This is a genomic window from Pseudomonas sp. S32 (assembly GCF_016648095.1).
Lineage (GTDB): Bacteria > Pseudomonadota > Gammaproteobacteria > Pseudomonadales > Pseudomonadaceae > Aquipseudomonas > Aquipseudomonas parafulva.
On record NZ_JACVVF010000028.1, the window covers coordinates 22723 to 40791 of the forward strand.

16 protein-coding genes are annotated in these 18069 nt (G+C 62.1%); 15 read left to right on the forward strand and 1 reads right to left on the reverse strand.

What is annotated here, in order from left to right; all coding sequences use genetic code 11:
* The first annotated feature begins 41 nt into the window (after positions 1-41).
* From IAE38_RS15925 to IAE38_RS15945, 5 genes are all read left to right on the forward strand, one after another.
* Positions 42-1139, forward strand: coding sequence for a polyamine ABC transporter substrate-binding protein (locus IAE38_RS15925; protein ID WP_028632973.1), 1098 nt, complete (start codon positions 42-44; stop codon positions 1137-1139).
* A gap of 158 nt (positions 1140-1297) precedes the next feature.
* On the forward strand, positions 1298-2392 hold the full coding sequence (locus IAE38_RS15930) for a polyamine ABC transporter substrate-binding protein (protein ID WP_201218270.1): 1095 nt from the start codon (positions 1298-1300) through the stop codon (positions 2390-2392).
* Between the two features lie 72 nt (positions 2393-2464).
* Positions 2465-3607, forward strand: a complete 1143-nt coding sequence (gene potA / locus IAE38_RS15935) for a polyamine ABC transporter ATP-binding protein (RefSeq protein ID WP_028632975.1) — start codon at positions 2465-2467, stop codon at positions 3605-3607.
* Entirely contained in the window at positions 3604-4524 is a 921-nt protein-coding gene (locus tag IAE38_RS15940) for an ABC transporter permease subunit (protein WP_028632976.1), read from the forward strand. The genes potA and IAE38_RS15940 overlap by 4 nt, the downstream gene beginning before the upstream one ends.
* Positions 4521-5414 (forward strand): ABC transporter permease subunit, encoded by an 894-nt coding sequence (locus IAE38_RS15945; RefSeq protein WP_201218271.1) that lies wholly within the window; start codon positions 4521-4523, stop codon positions 5412-5414. The genes IAE38_RS15940 and IAE38_RS15945 overlap by 4 nt, the downstream gene beginning before the upstream one ends.
* A gap of 609 nt (positions 5415-6023) precedes the next feature.
* On the opposite strand, the gene IAE38_RS15950 is transcribed toward IAE38_RS15945, so the two are convergent.
* A complete protein-coding gene (locus IAE38_RS15950) occupies positions 6024-6479 on the reverse strand; it encodes an REP-associated tyrosine transposase (protein ID WP_201218272.1) in 456 nt (151 codons plus the stop codon).
* A 183-nt stretch (positions 6480-6662) separates the two neighbouring features.
* Between IAE38_RS15950 and IAE38_RS15955 the strand changes: the two genes are divergently transcribed.
* The 10 genes from IAE38_RS15955 (at position 6663) to IAE38_RS16000 (ending at position 18069) form a co-directional block, all read left to right on the forward strand.
* Complete coding sequence (locus IAE38_RS15955) at positions 6663-7751, forward strand: efflux RND transporter periplasmic adaptor subunit (RefSeq protein WP_201218274.1); 1089 nt, start codon at positions 6663-6665, stop codon at positions 7749-7751.
* A complete protein-coding gene (locus IAE38_RS15960; RefSeq protein WP_201218275.1) occupies positions 7748-8815 on the forward strand; it encodes an efflux RND transporter periplasmic adaptor subunit in 1068 nt (355 codons plus the stop codon). The genes IAE38_RS15955 and IAE38_RS15960 overlap by 4 nt, the downstream gene beginning before the upstream one ends.
* Complete coding sequence (locus IAE38_RS15965) at positions 8812-11883, forward strand: efflux RND transporter permease subunit (protein WP_201165481.1); 3072 nt, start codon at positions 8812-8814, stop codon at positions 11881-11883. Before IAE38_RS15960 ends, IAE38_RS15965 begins: the two co-directional genes overlap by 4 nt.
* 202 nt (positions 11884-12085) lie before the next feature.
* Positions 12086-12268 (forward strand): sulfur starvation response protein OscA, encoded by a 183-nt coding sequence (gene oscA / locus IAE38_RS15970; protein ID WP_012274726.1) that lies wholly within the window; start codon positions 12086-12088, stop codon positions 12266-12268.
* Between the two features lie 48 nt (positions 12269-12316).
* Positions 12317-13324 (forward strand): sulfate ABC transporter substrate-binding protein, encoded by a 1008-nt coding sequence (locus tag IAE38_RS15975; protein ID WP_028632113.1) that lies wholly within the window; start codon positions 12317-12319, stop codon positions 13322-13324.
* Positions 13325-13424: 100 nt separating this feature from the next.
* Positions 13425-14243: a sulfate ABC transporter permease subunit CysT gene (gene cysT, locus IAE38_RS15980; RefSeq protein ID WP_028632112.1), complete on the forward strand. Its 819-nt coding sequence runs from the start codon at positions 13425-13427 to the stop codon at positions 14241-14243.
* A gap of 11 nt (positions 14244-14254) precedes the next feature.
* Positions 14255-15127: a sulfate ABC transporter permease subunit CysW gene (gene cysW, locus IAE38_RS15985; RefSeq protein WP_028632111.1), complete on the forward strand. Its 873-nt coding sequence runs from the start codon at positions 14255-14257 to the stop codon at positions 15125-15127.
* A 3-nt stretch (positions 15128-15130) separates the two neighbouring features.
* Positions 15131-16105, forward strand: a complete 975-nt coding sequence (locus IAE38_RS15990; RefSeq protein WP_028632110.1) for a sulfate/molybdate ABC transporter ATP-binding protein — start codon at positions 15131-15133, stop codon at positions 16103-16105.
* A 405-nt stretch (positions 16106-16510) separates the two neighbouring features.
* Positions 16511-17317, forward strand: a complete 807-nt coding sequence (locus tag IAE38_RS15995) for an energy transducer TonB (protein ID WP_201165480.1) — start codon at positions 16511-16513, stop codon at positions 17315-17317.
* 32 nt (positions 17318-17349) lie between these two features.
* On the forward strand, positions 17350-18069 hold the full coding sequence (locus IAE38_RS16000) for a MotA/TolQ/ExbB proton channel family protein (protein WP_028632108.1): 720 nt from the start codon (positions 17350-17352) through the stop codon (positions 18067-18069).

An 18069-nucleotide genomic window follows, 5' to 3' on the forward strand; every position in this document is an offset into this window, starting at 1 on the left:
AGCTGAACGGATGGCTAACCGAACAATCTGGAGCATGACGCATGAATAAAATGGGCAAGACGTTGCTGGCCGCAGCCCTGATGGGCGCGATGGCGGGTGCTGCACAGGCTGAAGACAAGGAATTGAACGTCTACAACTGGTCGGACTACATCGCTCCGGACACCATCGCCAAATTCGAAAAACAGTCGGGTATCAAGGTCAAGTACGACGTTTTCGACAGCAACGAAACCCTGGAGGCCAAGTTGCTGGCCGGCAAGTCGGGCTACGACATCGTGGTGCCGTCCAACAACTTCCTGGCCAAGCAGATCAAGGCGGGTGTCTACCAGGAGCTGGACCGCTCCAAGCTGCCCAACTGGAAAAACCTGGACGAAGATCTGCTCAAGGCCGTGGGTGATGCCAGCGACCCGGGCAACAAATACGCCTTCCCCTACATGTGGGGTTCGATCGGCATCGGCTACAACCCAGAGAAGATCAAGGCCGCACTGGGTGTCGACAAGATCGACTCGTGGGATGTGGTGTTCAAGCCCGAGAACATCGCCAAGCTCAAGAGCTGCGGCGTGAGCTTCCTCGACGCCCCCACCGAGATGCTGCCGGCTGCGCTGCACTACCTGAAGCTGCCGACCAACAGCACCAAGAAAGAAGACCTGAAGGCCGCCGAGGACCTGTTCCTCTCCATCCGTCCTTCGATCACCTACTTCCACTCCTCCAAGTACATCGGCGACCTGGCCAACGGCAACATCTGCCTGGCGGTCGGCTACTCGGGTGACCTGGAACAGTCCAAGACCCGCGCCCACGAAGCTGGCGACAAGGTCAAGCTGGACTACGTGATTCCGAAGGAAGGTGCCGGCACGTTCTATGACATGGTCGCCATGCCCAAGGACGCCGAGCACAAGGAAGCGGCCTACAAGTTCATGGACTTCCTGATGCAGCCAGAAGTCATGGCCGAGATCACCAATGCCGTGCGCTTCCCCAACGGCAACAAGGCCGCCACTCAATTTGTGGACAAGGACATCACCAGCGACCCGAGCATCTACCCGTCCGCCGAAGTGAAAAAGCAGCTGTACGCAATTGCAGCGCCTGATGCGGCTGTACAGCGGGTTATCACCCGTAGCTGGACCAAGATCAAATCGGGCAAGTAAGCCCGTTGCAGCACCTCTGGGCCGGGCTTTTCCGGCCTGGAGGCCAAGAATGGCAATTGATGATTGCGTCATCGAGGCTGCGAAGGTAAGTTGCGCGCCGGTTTTGCGTGTGCGGCAGCATTGTCGCTACCCAGGCACTGATTGTGAGGACCTCCCACTTGTCCAATTCTGTATTACGCAAGGCCTTCATGGCTGCAGCGGGCCTGACGCTGGCATGCAGCGTCCAAGCGGCGCCGACGGTGCACGTGTACAACTGGTCCGACTACATCGGCCCAACCACACTCGCGGACTTCGAAAAAGCCACTGGCATCAAGCCTGTGCTGGATGTGTTCGACTCCAACGAAACCCTGGAGGGCAAGTTGCTGGCCGGTAACACCGGCTACGACGTGGTCGTGCCGTCCAACCACTTTCTCGGCAAGCAGATCAAGGCGGGCGCCTTCCGCAAGCTCGACAGAAACCTGCTGCCAAACTATTCCAACCTTGACCCGTCGCTGATGAAGCGGCTGGACAAGAACGACCCGGGCAACCTGTATGCCGTGCCCTACCTGTGGGGCACCAACGGCATTGGTTACAACGTCGACAAGGTGAAGGCTGCGCTGGGCGTGGACACCATCGACTCCTGGGCTGTGCTGTTCGAACCCGAGAACATGAAAAAGCTCTCCAAGTGTGGGGTGGCGTTCCTCGATTCGGCAGACGAAATGCTCCCGGCAGTGCTCAACTACATGGGGCTGAACCCCAACAGCACCAATGCCAAGGATTACCAGGCCGCAGAGCAGAAGCTGCTGGCCGTGCGCCCGTACGTGACGTACTTCCATTCTTCCAAATACATCACCGACCTGGCCAACGGCGATATCTGTGTGGCAGCGGGGTTCTCGGGCGATGTGTTCCAGGCCAAGGCCCGCGCCGCAGAGGCGAAGAAGGGCGTGAACCTGGCCTATGCCATTCCCAAGGAAGGCGGCAACCTCTGGTTCGACGTACTGGCCATCCCCAAGGACGCCAAGAACGTCGAACAGGCCCATGCCTTCATCAACTATTTGCTGAAACCTGAGGTTATCGCCCAGGTCAGTGATTACGTCGGTTACGCCAACCCCAACCTGAAGGCTGGCGACCTGATGGACCAGGCCGTGAGGACTGACGCCGCGGTTTACCCACCGCAGGACGTACTGGACAAGATGTTCGTGAACTCAGAGCTGCCGCCCAAGGTGCAGCGCCTGATGACCCGTAGCTGGACCAAGGTCAAGTCGGGCAAGTAATCCACCAGGCCCGCACCGGTGCCTGCGCGTCAGGCCCGGCGGGCATAAAAAATCTTGTTGGGAGTTTCACTCATGGCAGTTGCCTCCGGTGCCTATAAAAAAGCCCTCGAGGGTGGCCAGCAACCCAAGCAGGTGCTGGTCAAGATCGACCGGGTCACGAAAAAATTCGACGAAACGGTCGCCGTGGACGATGTGTCCCTGGAAATCCGCAAGGGCGAGATCTTCGCCTTGCTCGGTGGGTCCGGCTCTGGCAAGTCCACCTTGCTGCGCATGCTCGCCGGCTTCGAGCGGCCCACCGAGGGGCGCATTTTCCTCGATGGTGTCGACATCACCGACATGCCGCCCTACGAACGGCCCATCAACATGATGTTCCAGTCGTACGCGCTGTTCCCGCACATGACCGTGGCGCAGAACATCGCCTTTGGCCTGCAGCAGGACCGCATGCCCAAGGCCGACATCGAAGCCCGTGTGGCCGAGATGCTGAAACTGGTGCACATGACCCAGTACGCCAAGCGCAAGCCGCACCAGTTGTCCGGTGGCCAGCGCCAGCGTGTGGCCCTGGCCCGTTCGCTGGCCAAGCGCCCCAAGCTGCTGCTGCTGGATGAACCGATGGGCGCGCTGGACAAGAAGCTGCGCTCGCAGATGCAGCTGGAGCTGGTGGAGATCATCGAGCGTGTGGGCGTGACCTGCGTCATGGTCACCCACGACCAGGAAGAGGCCATGACCATGGCCCAGCGCATCGCCATCATGCACCTGGGCTGGATCGCCCAGATAGGCTCGCCGGTGGACATCTATGAAACCCCCACCAGCCGCCTGGTGTGCGAGTTCATCGGCAACGTCAACCTGTTCGACGCCGAGGTGATCGACGATGCCGAGGGCCACGCCCTGATCGCCTCGCCAGAGCTCGAACGCAAGATCTATGTGGGCCACGGGGTTTCCACCTCGGTGGAAGATAAGCACATCACCTACGCATTGCGCCCCGAGAAGATGCTGGTCACCACCCAGCAGCCAGACTTTGAATACAACTGGTCACGCGGCAAGATCCACGACATCGCCTACCTGGGCGGCCACTCGGTGTTCCATGTGCAACTGCCGAGCGGCAAGATCGTCCAGTCGTTCGTCGCCAACGCCGAGCGCCAGGGCGCCCGCCCCACCTGGGACGATGAAGTCTACGTGTGGTGGGAAGACGACAGCGGCGTGGTACTGCGGTCATGAAGCTGCGCAAGCTCAAGCGAGCCTTCCGGCGCATCACCCCTGAGGGGCGGCACCTGGTGATCGGTGTGCCGTTCGTTTGGCTGTTCCTGTTCTTCATGCTGCCGTTCTTCATCGTGCTGAAGATCAGCTTTGCCGAAGCTGACGTGGCGATCCCGCCGTACACCGAGATCTACAGCTACGTCGAAGACAAGATCCAGCTGGTGCTCAACCTGGCCAACTACGGCCTGCTGACTGAGGACGACCTGTACATCTCGGCCTACCTCGGCTCGCTGAAGATGGCCTTCTTCAGCACCCTGTTGTGCCTGTTGATCGGCTACCCCATGGCCTATGCCATTGCCAATGCCAAGAAAGAAACCCAGACGGTGCTGCTGTTGCTGATCATGATGCCCACCTGGACGGCGATCCTGATCCGCGTCTATGCGTGGATGGGCATTTTGAGCAACAACGGGCTGCTCAACGGCTTCCTGATGTGGACGGGCCTGATCGACCAGCCACTGCAGATTCTCAATACCAACCTGGCGGTGTATATCGGCGTGGTCTATTCGTACCTGCCGTTCATGATCCTGCCGCTGTTCGCCAACCTGGTTAAGCATGACTCAAGTTTGCTCGAAGCCGCGTCCGACCTTGGCTCCAGCACCTTCAACAGCTTCTGGAAAATCACCGTGCCGCTGTCGAAGAACGGCATCATTGCCGGCTGCATGCTGGTGTTCATTCCGGTGGTGGGTGAATTCGTGATCCCTGAACTGCTCGGCGGGCCGGAAACCCTGATGATCGGCAAGGTGCTGTGGCAGGAGTTCTTCAACAACCGCGACTGGCCGGTGGCGTCTGCGCTGGCGGTGGTGATGCTGGCGATTCTGATTGTGCCGATTCTGCTGTTCAACCGTAGCCAGGCCAAAGAAATGGAGGGCAGGGCATGAAGCGCTTCAGTTTCTCCAAGCTGATGCTGGTGCTCGGCTTGCTGTTCATCTACCTGCCGATGCTGATCCTGGTGATCTATTCGTTCAACGCCTCCAAGCTGGTGACGGTGTGGGGCGGCTGGTCGGTCAAGTGGTATGTCGGCCTGCTCGACAACACCCAGTTGATGGGGTCGGTGATGCGCTCGCTGGAAATTGCCTGCTACACGGCGGTGGCGGCGGTGGCATTGGGGACCATGGCGGCGTTCGTGCTGACCCGGGTCACCCGCTTCAAGGGGCGGACGCTGTTCGGTGGCCTGGTCACAGCGCCACTGGTCATGCCCGAGGTGATCACTGGCCTTTCGCTGTTGCTGCTGTTCGTGGCCATGGCGCAGATGATCGGCTGGCCGCAGGAGCGTGGCATCGTCACCATCTGGATCGCCCACACCACGTTCTGTGCGGCGTATGTGGCGGTGGTGGTATCGGCGCGGCTGCGCGAGCTGGACCTGTCGATCGAGGAAGCGGCGATGGACCTGGGTGCCAAGCCGTGGAAGGTGTTCTTCCTGATCACCATCCCGATGATCGCGCCTTCGCTGGCGGCTGGCGGCATGATGTCGTTTGCGCTGTCGCTGGATGACCTGGTATTGGCCAGCTTCGTGTCGGGCCCGGGTTCGACCACCTTGCCGATGGAAGTGTTCTCGGCGGTGCGGTTGGGTGTGAAGCCCGAGATCAACGCGGTGGCCAGCCTGATTCTGCTGTCTGTCTCGTTGGTGACCTTCTTCGTCTGGTACTTCAGCCGCCGCGCCGAAGAACGCCGCCGCAAGGCGATTCAGCAGGCTATTGAAGAAGGCGCAGCCGCCAACGCCTCGCAGCCCCAGGTGCGACGCTCAGGCCAGTTGGGCGCTTCCGCCTGACCAGGCGCCTTCGCGGGTGAACCCCCATCCTGTGGGGGCGGGTTCACCCGCGAAGCATGCAGCGCGGTGCATGGCACCGGCCTCGCCGGTGTTCGCGGGTAAACCCGCTCCCACAGTGATTGCGCCAGCTTTGAGATCTTGTGGAAGACAGTTTCACCCACAGGGATTACGCTTTTTTTCTGACTAGCAGTGTGGGTGCCTCTGTGGGGGCCTGATTCTGCTGTCTGTCTCGTTGGTGACCTCTTCGTCTGGTACTTCAGCCGCCAATGCCCCGCAGCCCCAGGTGCGACGCCCAGGCCAGTTGGGCGCTTCCGCCTGACCAGGTGCTTTTGCGGGTGGACCCCTCTCCTGTGGGAGCGGGTTTACCCGCGAAGCAGGCAGCGCGGTGCATGGCACCGGCTTCGCCGGTGTTCGCGGGTAAACCCGCTCCCACAGTGATGGCGCCAACTTTGAGATCTTGCGGAAGACAGTTGTTCCCAAAGTGATTGCGCCAGCTTTGAGATCTTGTGGAAGACAGTTTCACCTACAAGGATTGCGCAATTTTTCTGACTAGCAGTGTGGGGTGCCTCTGTGGGAGCGGGTTTACCCGCGAATGCCTGAAGTCATGACTCAGAGCCATACCGCATCCCAGTGTGGATAGTCCCCGACACGCCTTGCCAAGCCAGCCCGCAAGGGGTTGGCGACGATGTACCGGGCCACATGCACGATGCTTTCCTCCCGTCGCAGAGCTCGATCCTGATACCCAGGTTGCCACACTGGATCATGCTCAAGCCCTGCCTGGTGTAATGCGCGACTGGACCTGGATTTGAACCTGCGCATCAATGTACCTAGCGTTGCGTTCTCCAATTGTATGAGCCAATGCAAGTGGTCTGGCATCAACACCCAGGCGAGGGAACGACAGCTTTGCTCCTTGTCCGACTGGTACAGGTGCTGGATGACCAGCCTCGCATGAGCGAAATTGTGAAAGAGGGGCTTACGCCCGTGTGTGATCGTGGTCAGCAGATACAGCCTGCCAGGTTCTGAGAAACGGCCGCGACGAAGCAGTTGGGAGTTAGCCCTGGGCAATCAGTTCTTCCTTGCAGGGTGGTTCACTGTTCAGGTTAGTGCAGGCCAGGAACAGGGACGAAGTAGAGGGTTTCTGAATATGCCAGGTACGAGGCAAGCAACATGTCGATGATCTTTATCGAACCCTGACCTACGCTAACAGTCGCATGCCAAGAATCTTTTGCGCGCAAGAAAGGAGCCTGCATGACGTTGACGCGTGCGCTATCGGTTGTGGGCCTGGGGCTGCTGTGTGCGCTTGCCGGCTGTAGCCAGGAAGAACTGCCGCCAACGCTGCCCAGGGTAGGCGTGCAGCAGGTGCAGCCTGCCGACTTCGCTGCGCGGGTCACCCTGACCGGCGACGTACAGGCGCGTGTGCAGACGGACCTTTCATTCCGCGTGGGTGGCAAGATCATTTCGCGCAGCGTGGATGTGGGGGACCATGTCAAGGCCAACCAGGTGTTGGCGCGGTTGGACCCTAAAGACCTGCAGAACAACGTCACCTCTGCCAAGGCCGAGGTGTTTGCTGCCCAGGCGCGGGTCACCCAGACGCAAGCCGCTTTTGTGCGCCAACAGAAACTCCTGCCCAAAGGCTATACCAGCCAGAGTGAATACGACGCCGCCGAGGCCGCCCTGCGCAGCAACCAGAGCGCCCTCAAGGCCGCCCAGGCACAACTGGCCAATGCCAACGAGCAGTTGAGCTACACCGCGCTGGTGTCTGAAGCGGACGGTGTAATCACCGAGCGCCAGGCTGAAGTCGGGCAGGTGGTGCAGGCGACCATGCCGATTTTCGGCCTGGCCCGTGACGGCGACCGTGATGCCGTGTTCAACGTTTACGAATCCCTGCTGGCGGCCCAGCCAAGCGATGCCAGCGTGGTGGTAAGCCTGCTGGACGACCCCAAGGTGCAGGCCCGAGGCGCCGTACGCGAGATCACCCCCACCGTTTCTGCCCAGAGCGGCACGGTGCAGGTGAAGGTCGGGCTGAAGGATGTACCGGCGGCCATGCAGTTGGGGGCACCGGTGACGGTCAGCACACAGGGCCGGGGCAAATCCAGCGTGGCGTTGCCTTGGTCGGCCTTGACCAAGGGCATCAAGCAGCCAGCGGTATGGGTGGTAGGCGAGGGCGACAAGGTGCAGTTGCGTGAAGTGGAAGTCAGCCGCTATCTCACCGGCAAGGTGGTGATCGGCAAGGGCCTTGAAGGGGGCGAAACCGTGGTGGTTACCGGTGGGCAGTTGCTGCACCCTGGCATGCAGGTGGAAAAGGTGGCAGCCGATGCTGCGGAGAGCCCGCTATGAAACCGCTGCTGTGGGTGATGTGTGCAGGCCTGCTGCTGGCCGGCTGCAGTGAAGATGAGCCGCCCGCTGACCCGGTCCGCCCGGTACTTTCCGTGGTGGTGCAGCCCCAGGTGGAAGCCTTGCTGGGCCGGTTCGCCGGGGTGATCGAGGCGCGTTATGAGAGCACCCTGGGCTTTCGTGTCGGCGGCCGTATCGCCCGCAGGTGGCTGGATGTAGGCGCACAGGTCAGGCCTGGCGACACCCTGGCCACCCTGGACCCGACCGACCAGCAGAACCAACTGCGCGCAGCCGAGGGTGACCTGGCCCGCGTTCAGGCGCAGTGGATAAACGCCCAGGCCGATGCCCGCCGTCAGCAGCAGCTGTACGACCGTGGCGTGGGAGCCCAGGCGCAGCTGGACATTGCGCAGACCAACCTGAAAACCGCCGGTGCGTCGCTGGAACAGGCCCGTTCCTCGGTCAACCAGGCCCGTGACCAGCTGGGCTACAGCACCCTGCGCAGTGATCACGGCGCCGTTATCACCGGTTGGCAGGCCGAAGCGGGGCAAACCGTTACTGCCGGCCAGGCCGTGGTCACATTGGCCCGGCCCGATGTGAAGGAAGCCGTGATCGATTTGCCGATCGGCGTTGCCGAGCAGTTGAACCCCGACCTGACCTTCATCGTCGCCTCGCAGCTTGACCCTGCGCTCAGCACCACAGCCACCTTGCGCGAGCTGGAGCCCAGGGCCGATGCCACCACCCGTACCCGCCGTGCGCGGCTGACCCTGGCCAGTACCCCTGCGGCGTTTCACCTGGGCACGGCCATCAGCGTCACCCTGAGCTCGCAGGTCACCCCCCGCAGCGAACTGCCCGCCACCGCATTGCTGGAGCGCGAGGGCAAAACCCAGGTGTGGGTCATCGACCCGCAGCAAAAAACCGTTGCCCTGCGCGATGTGACCCTGATCGACCGCACCCGCGACAGCATTGTCGTGTCCGCCGGCGTGCAGCCTGCCGAGCGAGTGGTGATCGCCGGCGTCAACAGCCTCAAGCCTGGCCAGAAAGTCGCCTTCGACGAGGACGCGCAATGAAAGGAAGCTTCAACCTGTCCGAGTGGGCGCTCAAGCATCAGTCGTTCGTCTGGTACCTGATGTTCGTTGGCCTGCTGATGGGCATCTTCTCGTACTTCAACCTGGGCCGTGAGGAGGACCCGTCCTTCACCATCAAGACCATGGTCATCCAGACCCGCTGGCCAGGCGCTACCCAGGACGAGACCCTGTTGCAGGTCACCGACCGCATCGAGAAGAAGCTCGAGGAACTGGACTCGCTCGACTACACCAAAAGCTACACGCGCCCCGGGGAGTCGACGGTATTCGTCTACCTGCGCGACACCACCAAGGCCGGCGACATTCCGCAGATCTGGTACCAGGTGCGCAAGAAGATCCAGGACATCCGCGGTGACTTCCCCGACGGTATCCAGGGCCCTGGCTTCAACGACGAGTTCGGCGACGTGTTCGGCTCGATCTATGCCTTTACCGCCGACGGGCTCAGCTTGCGCCAGCTTCGCGACTACGTGGAGCGGGCGCGGGCCGAAGTGCGGGAAGTGCCCAACATCGGCAAGATCGAGATGGTCGGCATTCAGGACGAGGTGCTGTACCTGAATTTCTCCACGCGCAAGCTGGCTGCGCTGGGTATCGACCAGCGCCAGGTGATGCAGGCGTTGCAGGCGCAGAATACGGTAACGCCGGCCGGGGTGATCGAAGCCGGGCCAGAGCGCATATCGGTGCGCACCACCGGGCAGTTCGCCTCTGAGAAAGACCTGCAGAACGTCAACTTGCGCATCAACGACCGCTTCTTCCGGCTGGCGGATATCGCCGATGTGGAGCGCGGCTACAGCAACCCGCCGTCACCGATGTTCCGCTACAACGGGCAAACGGCACTGGGCCTGGCCATCGGCATGAAGGCAGGCGGCAACATCCAGGTGTTCGGCACAGCGCTCAAAGAGACCATGCAGCGCATCACCCATGAGCTGCCCGTAGGCGTTGACGTGCACACGGTGTCCAACCAGGCGGTGGTGGTCGAGAAGGCGGTCGGCGGCTTTACCAGTGCGCTGTTCGAGGCGGTGATCATCGTGCTGGCGGTAAGCTTCGTCAGCCTGGGCGTGCGCGCCGGTTTGGTGGTGGCGTGTTCGATACCGCTGGTGCTGGCCATGGTGTTCGTGTTCATGGAGTACAGCGGCATCACCATGCAGCGCATCTCGCTGGGTGCGCTGATTATCGCGCTGGGGTTGCTGGTGGACGATGCCATGATCACCGTGGAGGTCATGGTCACGCGCCTGGAAATGGGCGAGACCAGGGAGCAGGCAGCTACGTTCGCCTACACCTCCACTGCATTCCCCATGCTCACCGGCACCTTGGTGACCGTGGCAGGCTTCGTGCCCATTGGCCTCAATGCCAGTTCGGCAGGGGAATACACCTTCACCCTGTTTGCGGTGATTGCCGTGGCGTTGCTGGTGTCCTGGGTGGTGGCCGTGTTCTTCGCGCCGGTGCTTGGCGTGCATATTCTCAATGCCAAGAAAATGAAGGCCCACGACAACCAGCCGGGCAGGGTGGGCCGCGCCTTCGAACATGGCCTGTTGTGGAGCATGCGCCACCGCTGGCTGACCATCATCGGCACGGTGGTGCTGTTCGCGCTGTCGGTGTTCTGCATGCGGTATGTGCAGAACCAGTTCTTCCCGGCCTCGGACCGCCCGGAGATCCTGGTCGACCTCAACCTGCCGCAGAACGCCTCTATCGAAGAGACGCGCAAGGTGGTCGACCGCCTGGAAGCGACGCTCAAGGACGATGAGGACATCGACCACTGGAGCACCTATATCGGCGAGGGCGCGGTGCGCTTCTACCTGCCGCTGGACCAACAGTTGCAGAACCCGTACTACGCCCAGTTGGTCATCGTCAGCAAAGGCCTGGAGCAGCGCGGCGAGCTGATCGCCCGCTTGCAGAAGCGCCTGCGTGAAGACTTCGTGGGCATCGGTTCCAACGTGCAGTCACTGGAGATGGGCCCGCCTGTTGGCCGCCCCATCCAGTACCGGGTCAGTGGCAAGGACATCGACCAGGTGCGCAAGCACGCCATCGAACTGGCTACCTTGCTGGACAAGAACCCCAATGTTGGCGAGATGATCTACGACTGGAACGAGCCCGGTAAGGTGCTGCGCATCGAGATCGCCCAGGACAAGGCACGCCAGTTGGGGCTGTCTTCGGAAGACGTGGCCAACGTGATGAACAGTATCGTCACCGGTGTGCCGGTCACCCAGGTCAACGACGATATCTACCTGATCGACGTGGTCGCCCGTGCCGTGGACAGCGAGCGTGGCTCGCCGGACACCTTGCAGAACCTGCAGATCCTCACCCCCAGCGGCACCTCCATCCCGCTGCTGGCGTTCGCCACGGTGCGCTACGAGCTGGAACAGCCGCTGGTGTGGCGCCGTGACCGCAAGCCCACCATCACCCTCAAGGCGTCGGTCAATGGCGATATCCAGCCGACCGACCTGGTGGCGCAACTGAAACCCGATATCGAGAAATTCGCTAGCGAGTTGCCGACCGGTTACGAGGTAGCCACCGGCGGCACGGTGGAGGAGAGCGGCAAGGCGCAAGGCCCGATCGCCAAGGTGCTTCCGCTGATGCTGTTCCTGATGGCGACCTTCCTGATGATTCAGCTGCACAGCGTGCAGAAGCTGTTCCTGGTGGTCAGCGTGGCACCGTTGGGGCTGATTGGCGTGGTGCTGGCGCTGGTTCCTACGGGTACGCCGATGGGCTTCGTAGCGATTCTCGGCATCCTGGCGCTGGCAGGCATCATCATTCGTAACTCGGTGATTCTGGTGACGCAGATCGACGAGTTCGAAGCGCAGGGCTTCTCGCCTTGGGACGCTGTGGTGGAGGCTACCAACCACCGTCGCAGGCCGATCCTGCTGACGGCAGCCGCCGCGAGCCTGGGCATGATCCCGATTGCCCGGGAAGTGTTCTGGGGGCCGATGGCCTACGCCATGATCGGTGGCATCATCGTCGCCACCTTGCTGACGCTGTTGTTCCTGCCGGCGCTGTATGTGGCGTGGTACAAGATCCGCGAGCCTGAAAATACTACGCAAGCACAGCGCCCAACCTGACATGAAAACCTGTGGGAGCGGGCCAGCCCGTTCCCACAGGGATCAGGTTTCTCACCTCAAAACCGGCCTAAGATTTTTGGTTATATAAACATTCTTAAACAGTATTTTTAAGAATATCCCCGCCTCACTACTATTGCCCTCAAGCCAGGCGCATTCCCCTTCCCATCTCTCAGCCCGGCACCTCACTCCAAGGAGAACGAGCATGAGTGCATCGCTGCGCAGTATCGACGGTCAGGACGAAGCCACCATCCTGCGGGAAATCCAGAGCGCCCTGCGCGACCTGCGTTTCGGTGCGGTGGAGATCACCGTGCACAACGCCCAGGTGGTGCAGATCGAACGCAAGGAAAAATTCCGCCTGCAACAGCCTGGCAACAAGCCCAGCTGACCCGCCTTACCCTTCAGAACTAGAAAAATGCCAATCGGGAGCTTCACCATGTCCATCCGCCGCTATGCACTCGCCGCCCTGGCCAGCGCTGTTTTTGCCGGTTCCGCCGTCGCCAAGGACTACGAACTGCTGAACGTGTCCTACGACCCCACCCGTGAGCTGTACCAGCAGTACAACGCCGAATTCATCAAGCACTGGCAGCAGTCCCACCCGGACGACAAGGTGAAAATCCAGCAGTCCCACGGTGGCTCGGGCAAGCAGGGCCGTGCGGTGATCGACGGGTTGCGTGCCGACGTGGTAACCCTGGCCCTGGCCGGTGATATCGACGAAATCGCGAAACTGGGCAAGACCCTGCCCGAGGACTGGCAGAAGCGCCTGCCCGATGCCAGCACCCCCTATACCTCCACCATCGTGTTCCTGGTGCGCAAGGGCAACCCCAAGGGCATCAAGGACTGGGGCGACCTGATCAAGAAAGACGTCTCGGTGATCACGCCCAACCCGAAGACTTCCGGCGGCGCACGCTGGAACTTCCTGGCGGCCTGGGCCTATGGCCTGAAAACCGGTGGCAGCGAAGAGAAAGCCAAAGCCTACGTGCAGGAACTGTTCAAGCACGTGCCGGTGCTGGATACCGGGGCGCGTGGCTCCACCATCACCTTCGTCAACAATGGCCAGGGCGATGTGCTGCTGGCCTGGGAAAACGAAGCGTTCCTGGCGCTGAAGGAAGACGGCGGCGCCGACAAGTTCGACATCGTGGTGCCGTCGCTGTCGATCCTGGCTGAACCACCGGTTGCGGTGGTGGACAAGAACGCCGAGAAAAAGGGTAATACGGAAATTGCCACCGAGTACCTGAAACACCTGTACAGCCCGGCTGGGCAGAAGATCGCCGCCGAGAACTTCTACCGCCCGCGTGATGAGAAGGTGGCGGCCGAGTTCGGCAAGCAGTTCCCGAAACTGGACCTGGTGACGATCGACAAGGATTTCGGTGGCTGGAAGACTGCGCAACCCAAGTTCTTCAATGATGGCGGTGTTTTCGACCAGATCTATCAGGCACAGTAAGCGGCCAGGATGATGCGGGGCTGTGTGACAGCCCCAGAATCGAAAGCCAGCACCGGCCCGGCATGACTGCCGGGCCTCGTGCGTTCAACCAGGGATATTTATGTCACGTCGCATTTCCCCCGTCATACCCGGCTTCGGGCTGACGCTGGGGTACACCTTGGTGTACCTCAGCCTGATCGTGCTGATACCGCTGGCCGCCATGTTCGTGCATGCCGCCCAGCTCACCTGGGAGCAGTTCTGGACCATCATCAGCGCGCCGCGAGTGATCGCCGCGTTGAAGCTGAGCTTCGGCACTGCCCTGTTCGCGGCCATCATCAACGGCGTGATCGGCACCCTGCTGGCCTGGGTGCTGGTGCGCTACACCTTCCCCGGCCGCAAGATCATCGACGCCATGATCGACCTGCCGTTCGCCCTGCCCACCGCGGTTGCCGGTATCGCCCTGACCGCCCTGTACGCGCCGGCCGGTTGGGTTGGCCAGTTCGCCACCGACCTTGGTTTCAAGATCGCCTACACCCCGCTGGGCATCACCCTGGCGCTGACCTTCGTCACCCTGCCGTTCGTGGTGCGCACGGTGCAGCCGGTGCTGGCCGACATTCCACGCGAGGTCGAGGAAGCCGCTGCGTGCCTGGGTGCCAAGCCGCTGCAAGTGTTCCGCCATGTGCTGGCGCCGGCATTGCTGCCAGCCTGGCTCACCGGTTTTGCCCTGGCGTTTGCCCGTGGCGTGGGTGAGTACGGTTCGGTCATCTTCATTGCCGGCAACATGCCGATGAAGACCGAGATCCTGCCACTGCTGATCATGGTCAAGCTCGACCAGTACGACTACACCGGCGCGACCGCCATCGGCGTGCTGATGCTGGTGGTTTCCTTCATCCTGCTGCTGCTGATCAACCTGCTGCAGCGCCGCATCGAAACCCCTTGAAGGAGGCCGGCATGTCCAGTTCATCCCTGAATGCAACCGCCGCTGCCAATGCCGCCCGCCGCGGCAGCGCCACCTCGCGCCGGGTGCTCATCGGCCTTGGCTGGCTGGTGTTCGCGCTGTTCCTGCTGCTGCCGCTGGTGATTGTGGTATCGCAGGCGCTGAAAAACGGTTTCGGCACCTTCTTCGAAGCCATCTTCGAACCCGACGCACTGGCGGCCTTGCGGCTCACCCTGCTTGCAGTGGCGATATCGGTGCCGCTCAACCTGGTGTTCGGCGTCAGCGCGGCATGGTGCGTCAGCAAGTACAGCTTCCGTGGCAAAAGCATCCTGGTCACCCTGATCGATCTGCCGTTCTCGGTATCGCCGGTAATCGCCGGCCTGGTTTACGTGCTGATGTTCGGCGCCCAGGGCCTGCTCGGCCCGTGGCTGCAGGACCACGACATCCAGATCGTCTTCGCCCTGCCGGGCATCGTCCTGGCCACCATCTTCGTCACCGTGCCGTTCGTGGCCCGTGAGCTGATCCCGCTGATGCAGGAGCAGGGCACGCAGGAAGAGGAAGCCGCACGTTTGCTGGGGGCCAATGGCTGGCAGATGTTCTGGCACGTGACCCTGCCCAACATCAAATGGGGCCTGATCTACGGCGTGGTGCTGTGTACCGCGCGGGCAATGGGCGAGTTCGGCGCGGTGTCGGTGGTGTCCGGCCATATCCGCGGTGTGACCAACACCTTGCCGCTGCATGTGGAGATCCTCTACAACGAATACAACCACGTGGCGGCCTTCAGCGTGGCCAGCCTGTTGCTGATCCTGGCGCTCTTCATCCTGCTGCTCAAGCAGTGGAGCGAGAACCGTATTAACCGCCTGCGCCACAGCGCCGCGGAGGAATGATTCATGTCGATCGAAGTTCGTAACGTCAGCAAGCGCTTCAACAGCTTCCAGGCCCTGGACAACATCAACCTGGATATCAACAGTGGCGAGCTGGTCGCCCTGCTTGGCCCGTCGGGCTGCGGCAAGACCACCTTGCTGCGCATCATCGCCGGCCTGGAAACCCCGGACCAGGGCAGCATCGTGTTCCATGGCGAGGATGTGTCCGGCCACGACGTGCGTGACCGCAACGTGGGGTTCGTCTTCCAGCATTACGCGCTGTTCCGCCACATGAGCGTGTTCGACAACGTCGCCTTTGGGCTGCGCATGAAGCCCAAGGGCGAGCGCCCGAGTGAAAGCCGCATCGCCGAGAAGGTGCATGAACTGCTGAACATGGTGCAGTTGGACTGGCTGGCCGACCGCTACCCGGAACAGCTGTCCGGTGGCCAGCGCCAGCGTATCGCTCTGGCGCGGGCATTGGCGGTGGAGCCGAAGGTACTGTTGCTGGATGAGCCGTTCGGGGCGTTGGACGCCAAGGTGCGCAAGGAGCTGCGCCGCTGGCTGGCACGGCTGCATGAGGACATCAACCTGACGTCGGTGTTTGTCACCCATGACCAGGAGGAGGCCATGGAGGTGGCTGACCGCATTGTGGTGATGAACAAGGGCGTGATCGAGCAGATCGGCTCGCCAGGTGAGGTGTACGAGCAACCGGCCAACGACTTCGTCTACCACTTCCTCGGGGATTCGAACCGCCTGGCATTGAGCGAGGGCCACCATGTGCTGTTCCGCCCGCACGAAGTGTCGTTGTCGCGGCACGAAACCGAAGGGCATCAGGCCGCCGAGGTGCGTGACATCCGGCCCTTGGGTGCCACCACGCGGGTCACCCTGAAGGTGGAAGGGCAGAGCGACCTGATCGAGGCCGAAGTGGTCAAGGACCACGACAGCCTGACCGACCTGGCCCGTGGCGAAACCCTCTTCTTCCGGCCGAAGCTGCCGTTGTAGGGGCGCGTAGGAGCGCGTAGGAGCGACCGCCAGGTCGCGATGGGGTGCCGTAGGAGCGACCGCTAGGTCGCGATGGGCTGCGCAGCAGCCCCGTACGGGTTATGCCCTTAGGGCTGCTATGCAGCCCATCGCGACCTAGCGGTCGCTCCTACAACACCCCATCGCGACCTGGCGGTCGCTCCTACAGGGGCATCTTCCATGCCGTTGACGAATAGTTTTAATGCCTACGTTGCATCATTTCAGCCCCCCGCCTGCAAAGCCCCGTAAAACTGGGCCCTTCGCGCAACCCTACCAAACCAATATTCAATAAAGTTATAACAATAAATTTAAACATTACTTTCAGAGATATGCCTCTGGCCCGATGATTCAGCCACTTACCTGAATCCAGCCCCAGGAGTTTCATCAATGGGTAATGCCCACTCGGCCGTCAGGGCCTACGACCTGCCATGGCGCCCAGCACCGGGCGAACTGGTCGAGCTTGGACGCACTGCGCGCCTTCCCCTTGGCCAACTGCGCCTGCAACGCTCACCCGTCAGCGGCCTCAAACGGCGGGACAAATTGGCCTTGGGGCTGCTGGTGCTGGCCTTGCACGGCGCTGCCGCTTACTGGATCAGCCAAGCACCCACACCCGAGCTGCCTGTGGTGCCGCCACAGGTGCCGCCCATGACCATCGAGTTCGCGGCACCCGCACCGCCTGTGGTCGAGCCCCCGCCGCCTGCACCTGCACCGCCGGTGGTCGAGCCGCCACCTCCGCCGCCGGTGGTTGACGAGCTGGCTGCCAAGCCCAAGCCAAAACCCAAGCCCGTGCCCAAACCCGTGGTCAAGCAGGCGCCCAAGCCGCCACCCAAGCCCAAGCCGGTGGAGGCTCCACCACCAGCTCCGGTCGCGGCCCCGGCCCCGGCCACACCAGCGCCACCTGCGCCCGCGCCGGTTACACCGGCCTCGGCCAACGCCGCTTACCTGAAGAACCCGGCGCCGGACTACCCGCAGATGGCCCAACGGCGGGGCTGGGAAGGCACGGTGCTGTTGCGTGTAGAAGTGCTGCCCAGCGGCAAGCCCGGGCAGATCCAGGTCCAGAAAAGCAGTGGCCGTGATGCGCTGGACGCCGCAGCCCTGGCTGCAGTCAAGCGCTGGAGCTTCGTCCCCGCCAAGCAGGGTGACGTTGCCCAGACCGGCTGGGTCAGTGTGCCCATCGACTTCAAGCTTCGCTAACTCCCCCTTTGCAGAACACAGGAAGACATCCCATGAGCGTGCTGGCATCCCCCCTCGAGTCCGTAGAAAGCGCCGTCATCTGGTTGCTGGTCGGCTTTTCCGTCGTCACCTGGGGCCTGGCCCTGGTGAAAACCTTGCAGTTCGTGCGCCTGAAAAATCAGGACAGACGCTTCCATCAACAATTCTGGGCGGCGTCCAGCCTGGACTCGGCTGCCGAACTCAGCCACGAGCTGCCAGGCCCTGCGGCACGGGTGGCGCAGTCCGGTTACGCTGCCATCGCAGTAGGCGATGCCCAGGCCAGTGACCTGAGCCACGCCATCAATCACCAGGACCGCCTGGAGCGGGCCCTGCGCCAGCAGATCGTGCGTGAGCGGCGTTCGCTGGAAACCGGCCTGGCGGTGGTGGCGAGCATCGGCAGTACCTCACCCTTCATCGGGCTGTTTGGCACCGTGTGGGGCATCATGGAGGCGCTCAAGGGCATCAGTGCGGCGGGCTCTGCGAGCCTGGAGACCGTAGCCGGGCCGATTGGCGCTGCGCTGGTTGCTACCGGCGTGGGCATCGCCGTGGCCGTGCCGGCGGTGCTTGTGTACAACTATTTCCTGCGCCGCCTGAAGCTGACAGCCGCTGACCTGGACGATTTCGCCCACGACTTCTACAGCCTGGCGCAGAAGAGTGCCTTCCGCGTATTGGTCCACCCGGCTGTACACAAGCCCCAGGGTGGTTTTACCCAGCCCGTGAAGGAGGCCTCCTGA

Coding starts and splice junctions, on each gene's coding strand:
- IAE38_RS15925 (WP_028632973.1), top strand. CDS start 42: ATGAATAAAATGGGCAAGACGTTGCTGGCCGCAGCCCTGATGGGCGCG.
- potA (WP_028632975.1), top strand. CDS start 2,465: ATGGCAGTTGCCTCCGGTGCCTATAAAAAAGCCCTCGAGGGTGGCCAG.
- IAE38_RS15940 (WP_028632976.1), top strand. CDS start 3,604: ATGAAGCTGCGCAAGCTCAAGCGAGCCTTCCGGCGCATCACCCCTGAG.
- IAE38_RS15945 (WP_201218271.1), top strand. CDS start 4,521: ATGAAGCGCTTCAGTTTCTCCAAGCTGATGCTGGTGCTCGGCTTGCTG.
- IAE38_RS15955 (WP_201218274.1), top strand. CDS start 6,663: ATGACGTTGACGCGTGCGCTATCGGTTGTGGGCCTGGGGCTGCTGTGT.
- IAE38_RS15960 (WP_201218275.1), top strand. CDS start 7,748: ATGAAACCGCTGCTGTGGGTGATGTGTGCAGGCCTGCTGCTGGCCGGC.
- IAE38_RS15965 (WP_201165481.1), top strand. CDS start 8,812: ATGAAAGGAAGCTTCAACCTGTCCGAGTGGGCGCTCAAGCATCAGTCG.
- oscA (WP_012274726.1), top strand. CDS start 12,086: ATGAGTGCATCGCTGCGCAGTATCGACGGTCAGGACGAAGCCACCATC.
- IAE38_RS15975 (WP_028632113.1), top strand. CDS start 12,317: ATGTCCATCCGCCGCTATGCACTCGCCGCCCTGGCCAGCGCTGTTTTT.
- cysT (WP_028632112.1), top strand. CDS start 13,425: ATGTCACGTCGCATTTCCCCCGTCATACCCGGCTTCGGGCTGACGCTG.
- cysW (WP_028632111.1), top strand. CDS start 14,255: ATGTCCAGTTCATCCCTGAATGCAACCGCCGCTGCCAATGCCGCCCGC.
- IAE38_RS15990 (WP_028632110.1), top strand. CDS start 15,131: ATGTCGATCGAAGTTCGTAACGTCAGCAAGCGCTTCAACAGCTTCCAG.
- IAE38_RS15995 (WP_201165480.1), top strand. CDS start 16,511: ATGGGTAATGCCCACTCGGCCGTCAGGGCCTACGACCTGCCATGGCGC.
- IAE38_RS16000 (WP_028632108.1), top strand. CDS start 17,350: ATGAGCGTGCTGGCATCCCCCCTCGAGTCCGTAGAAAGCGCCGTCATC.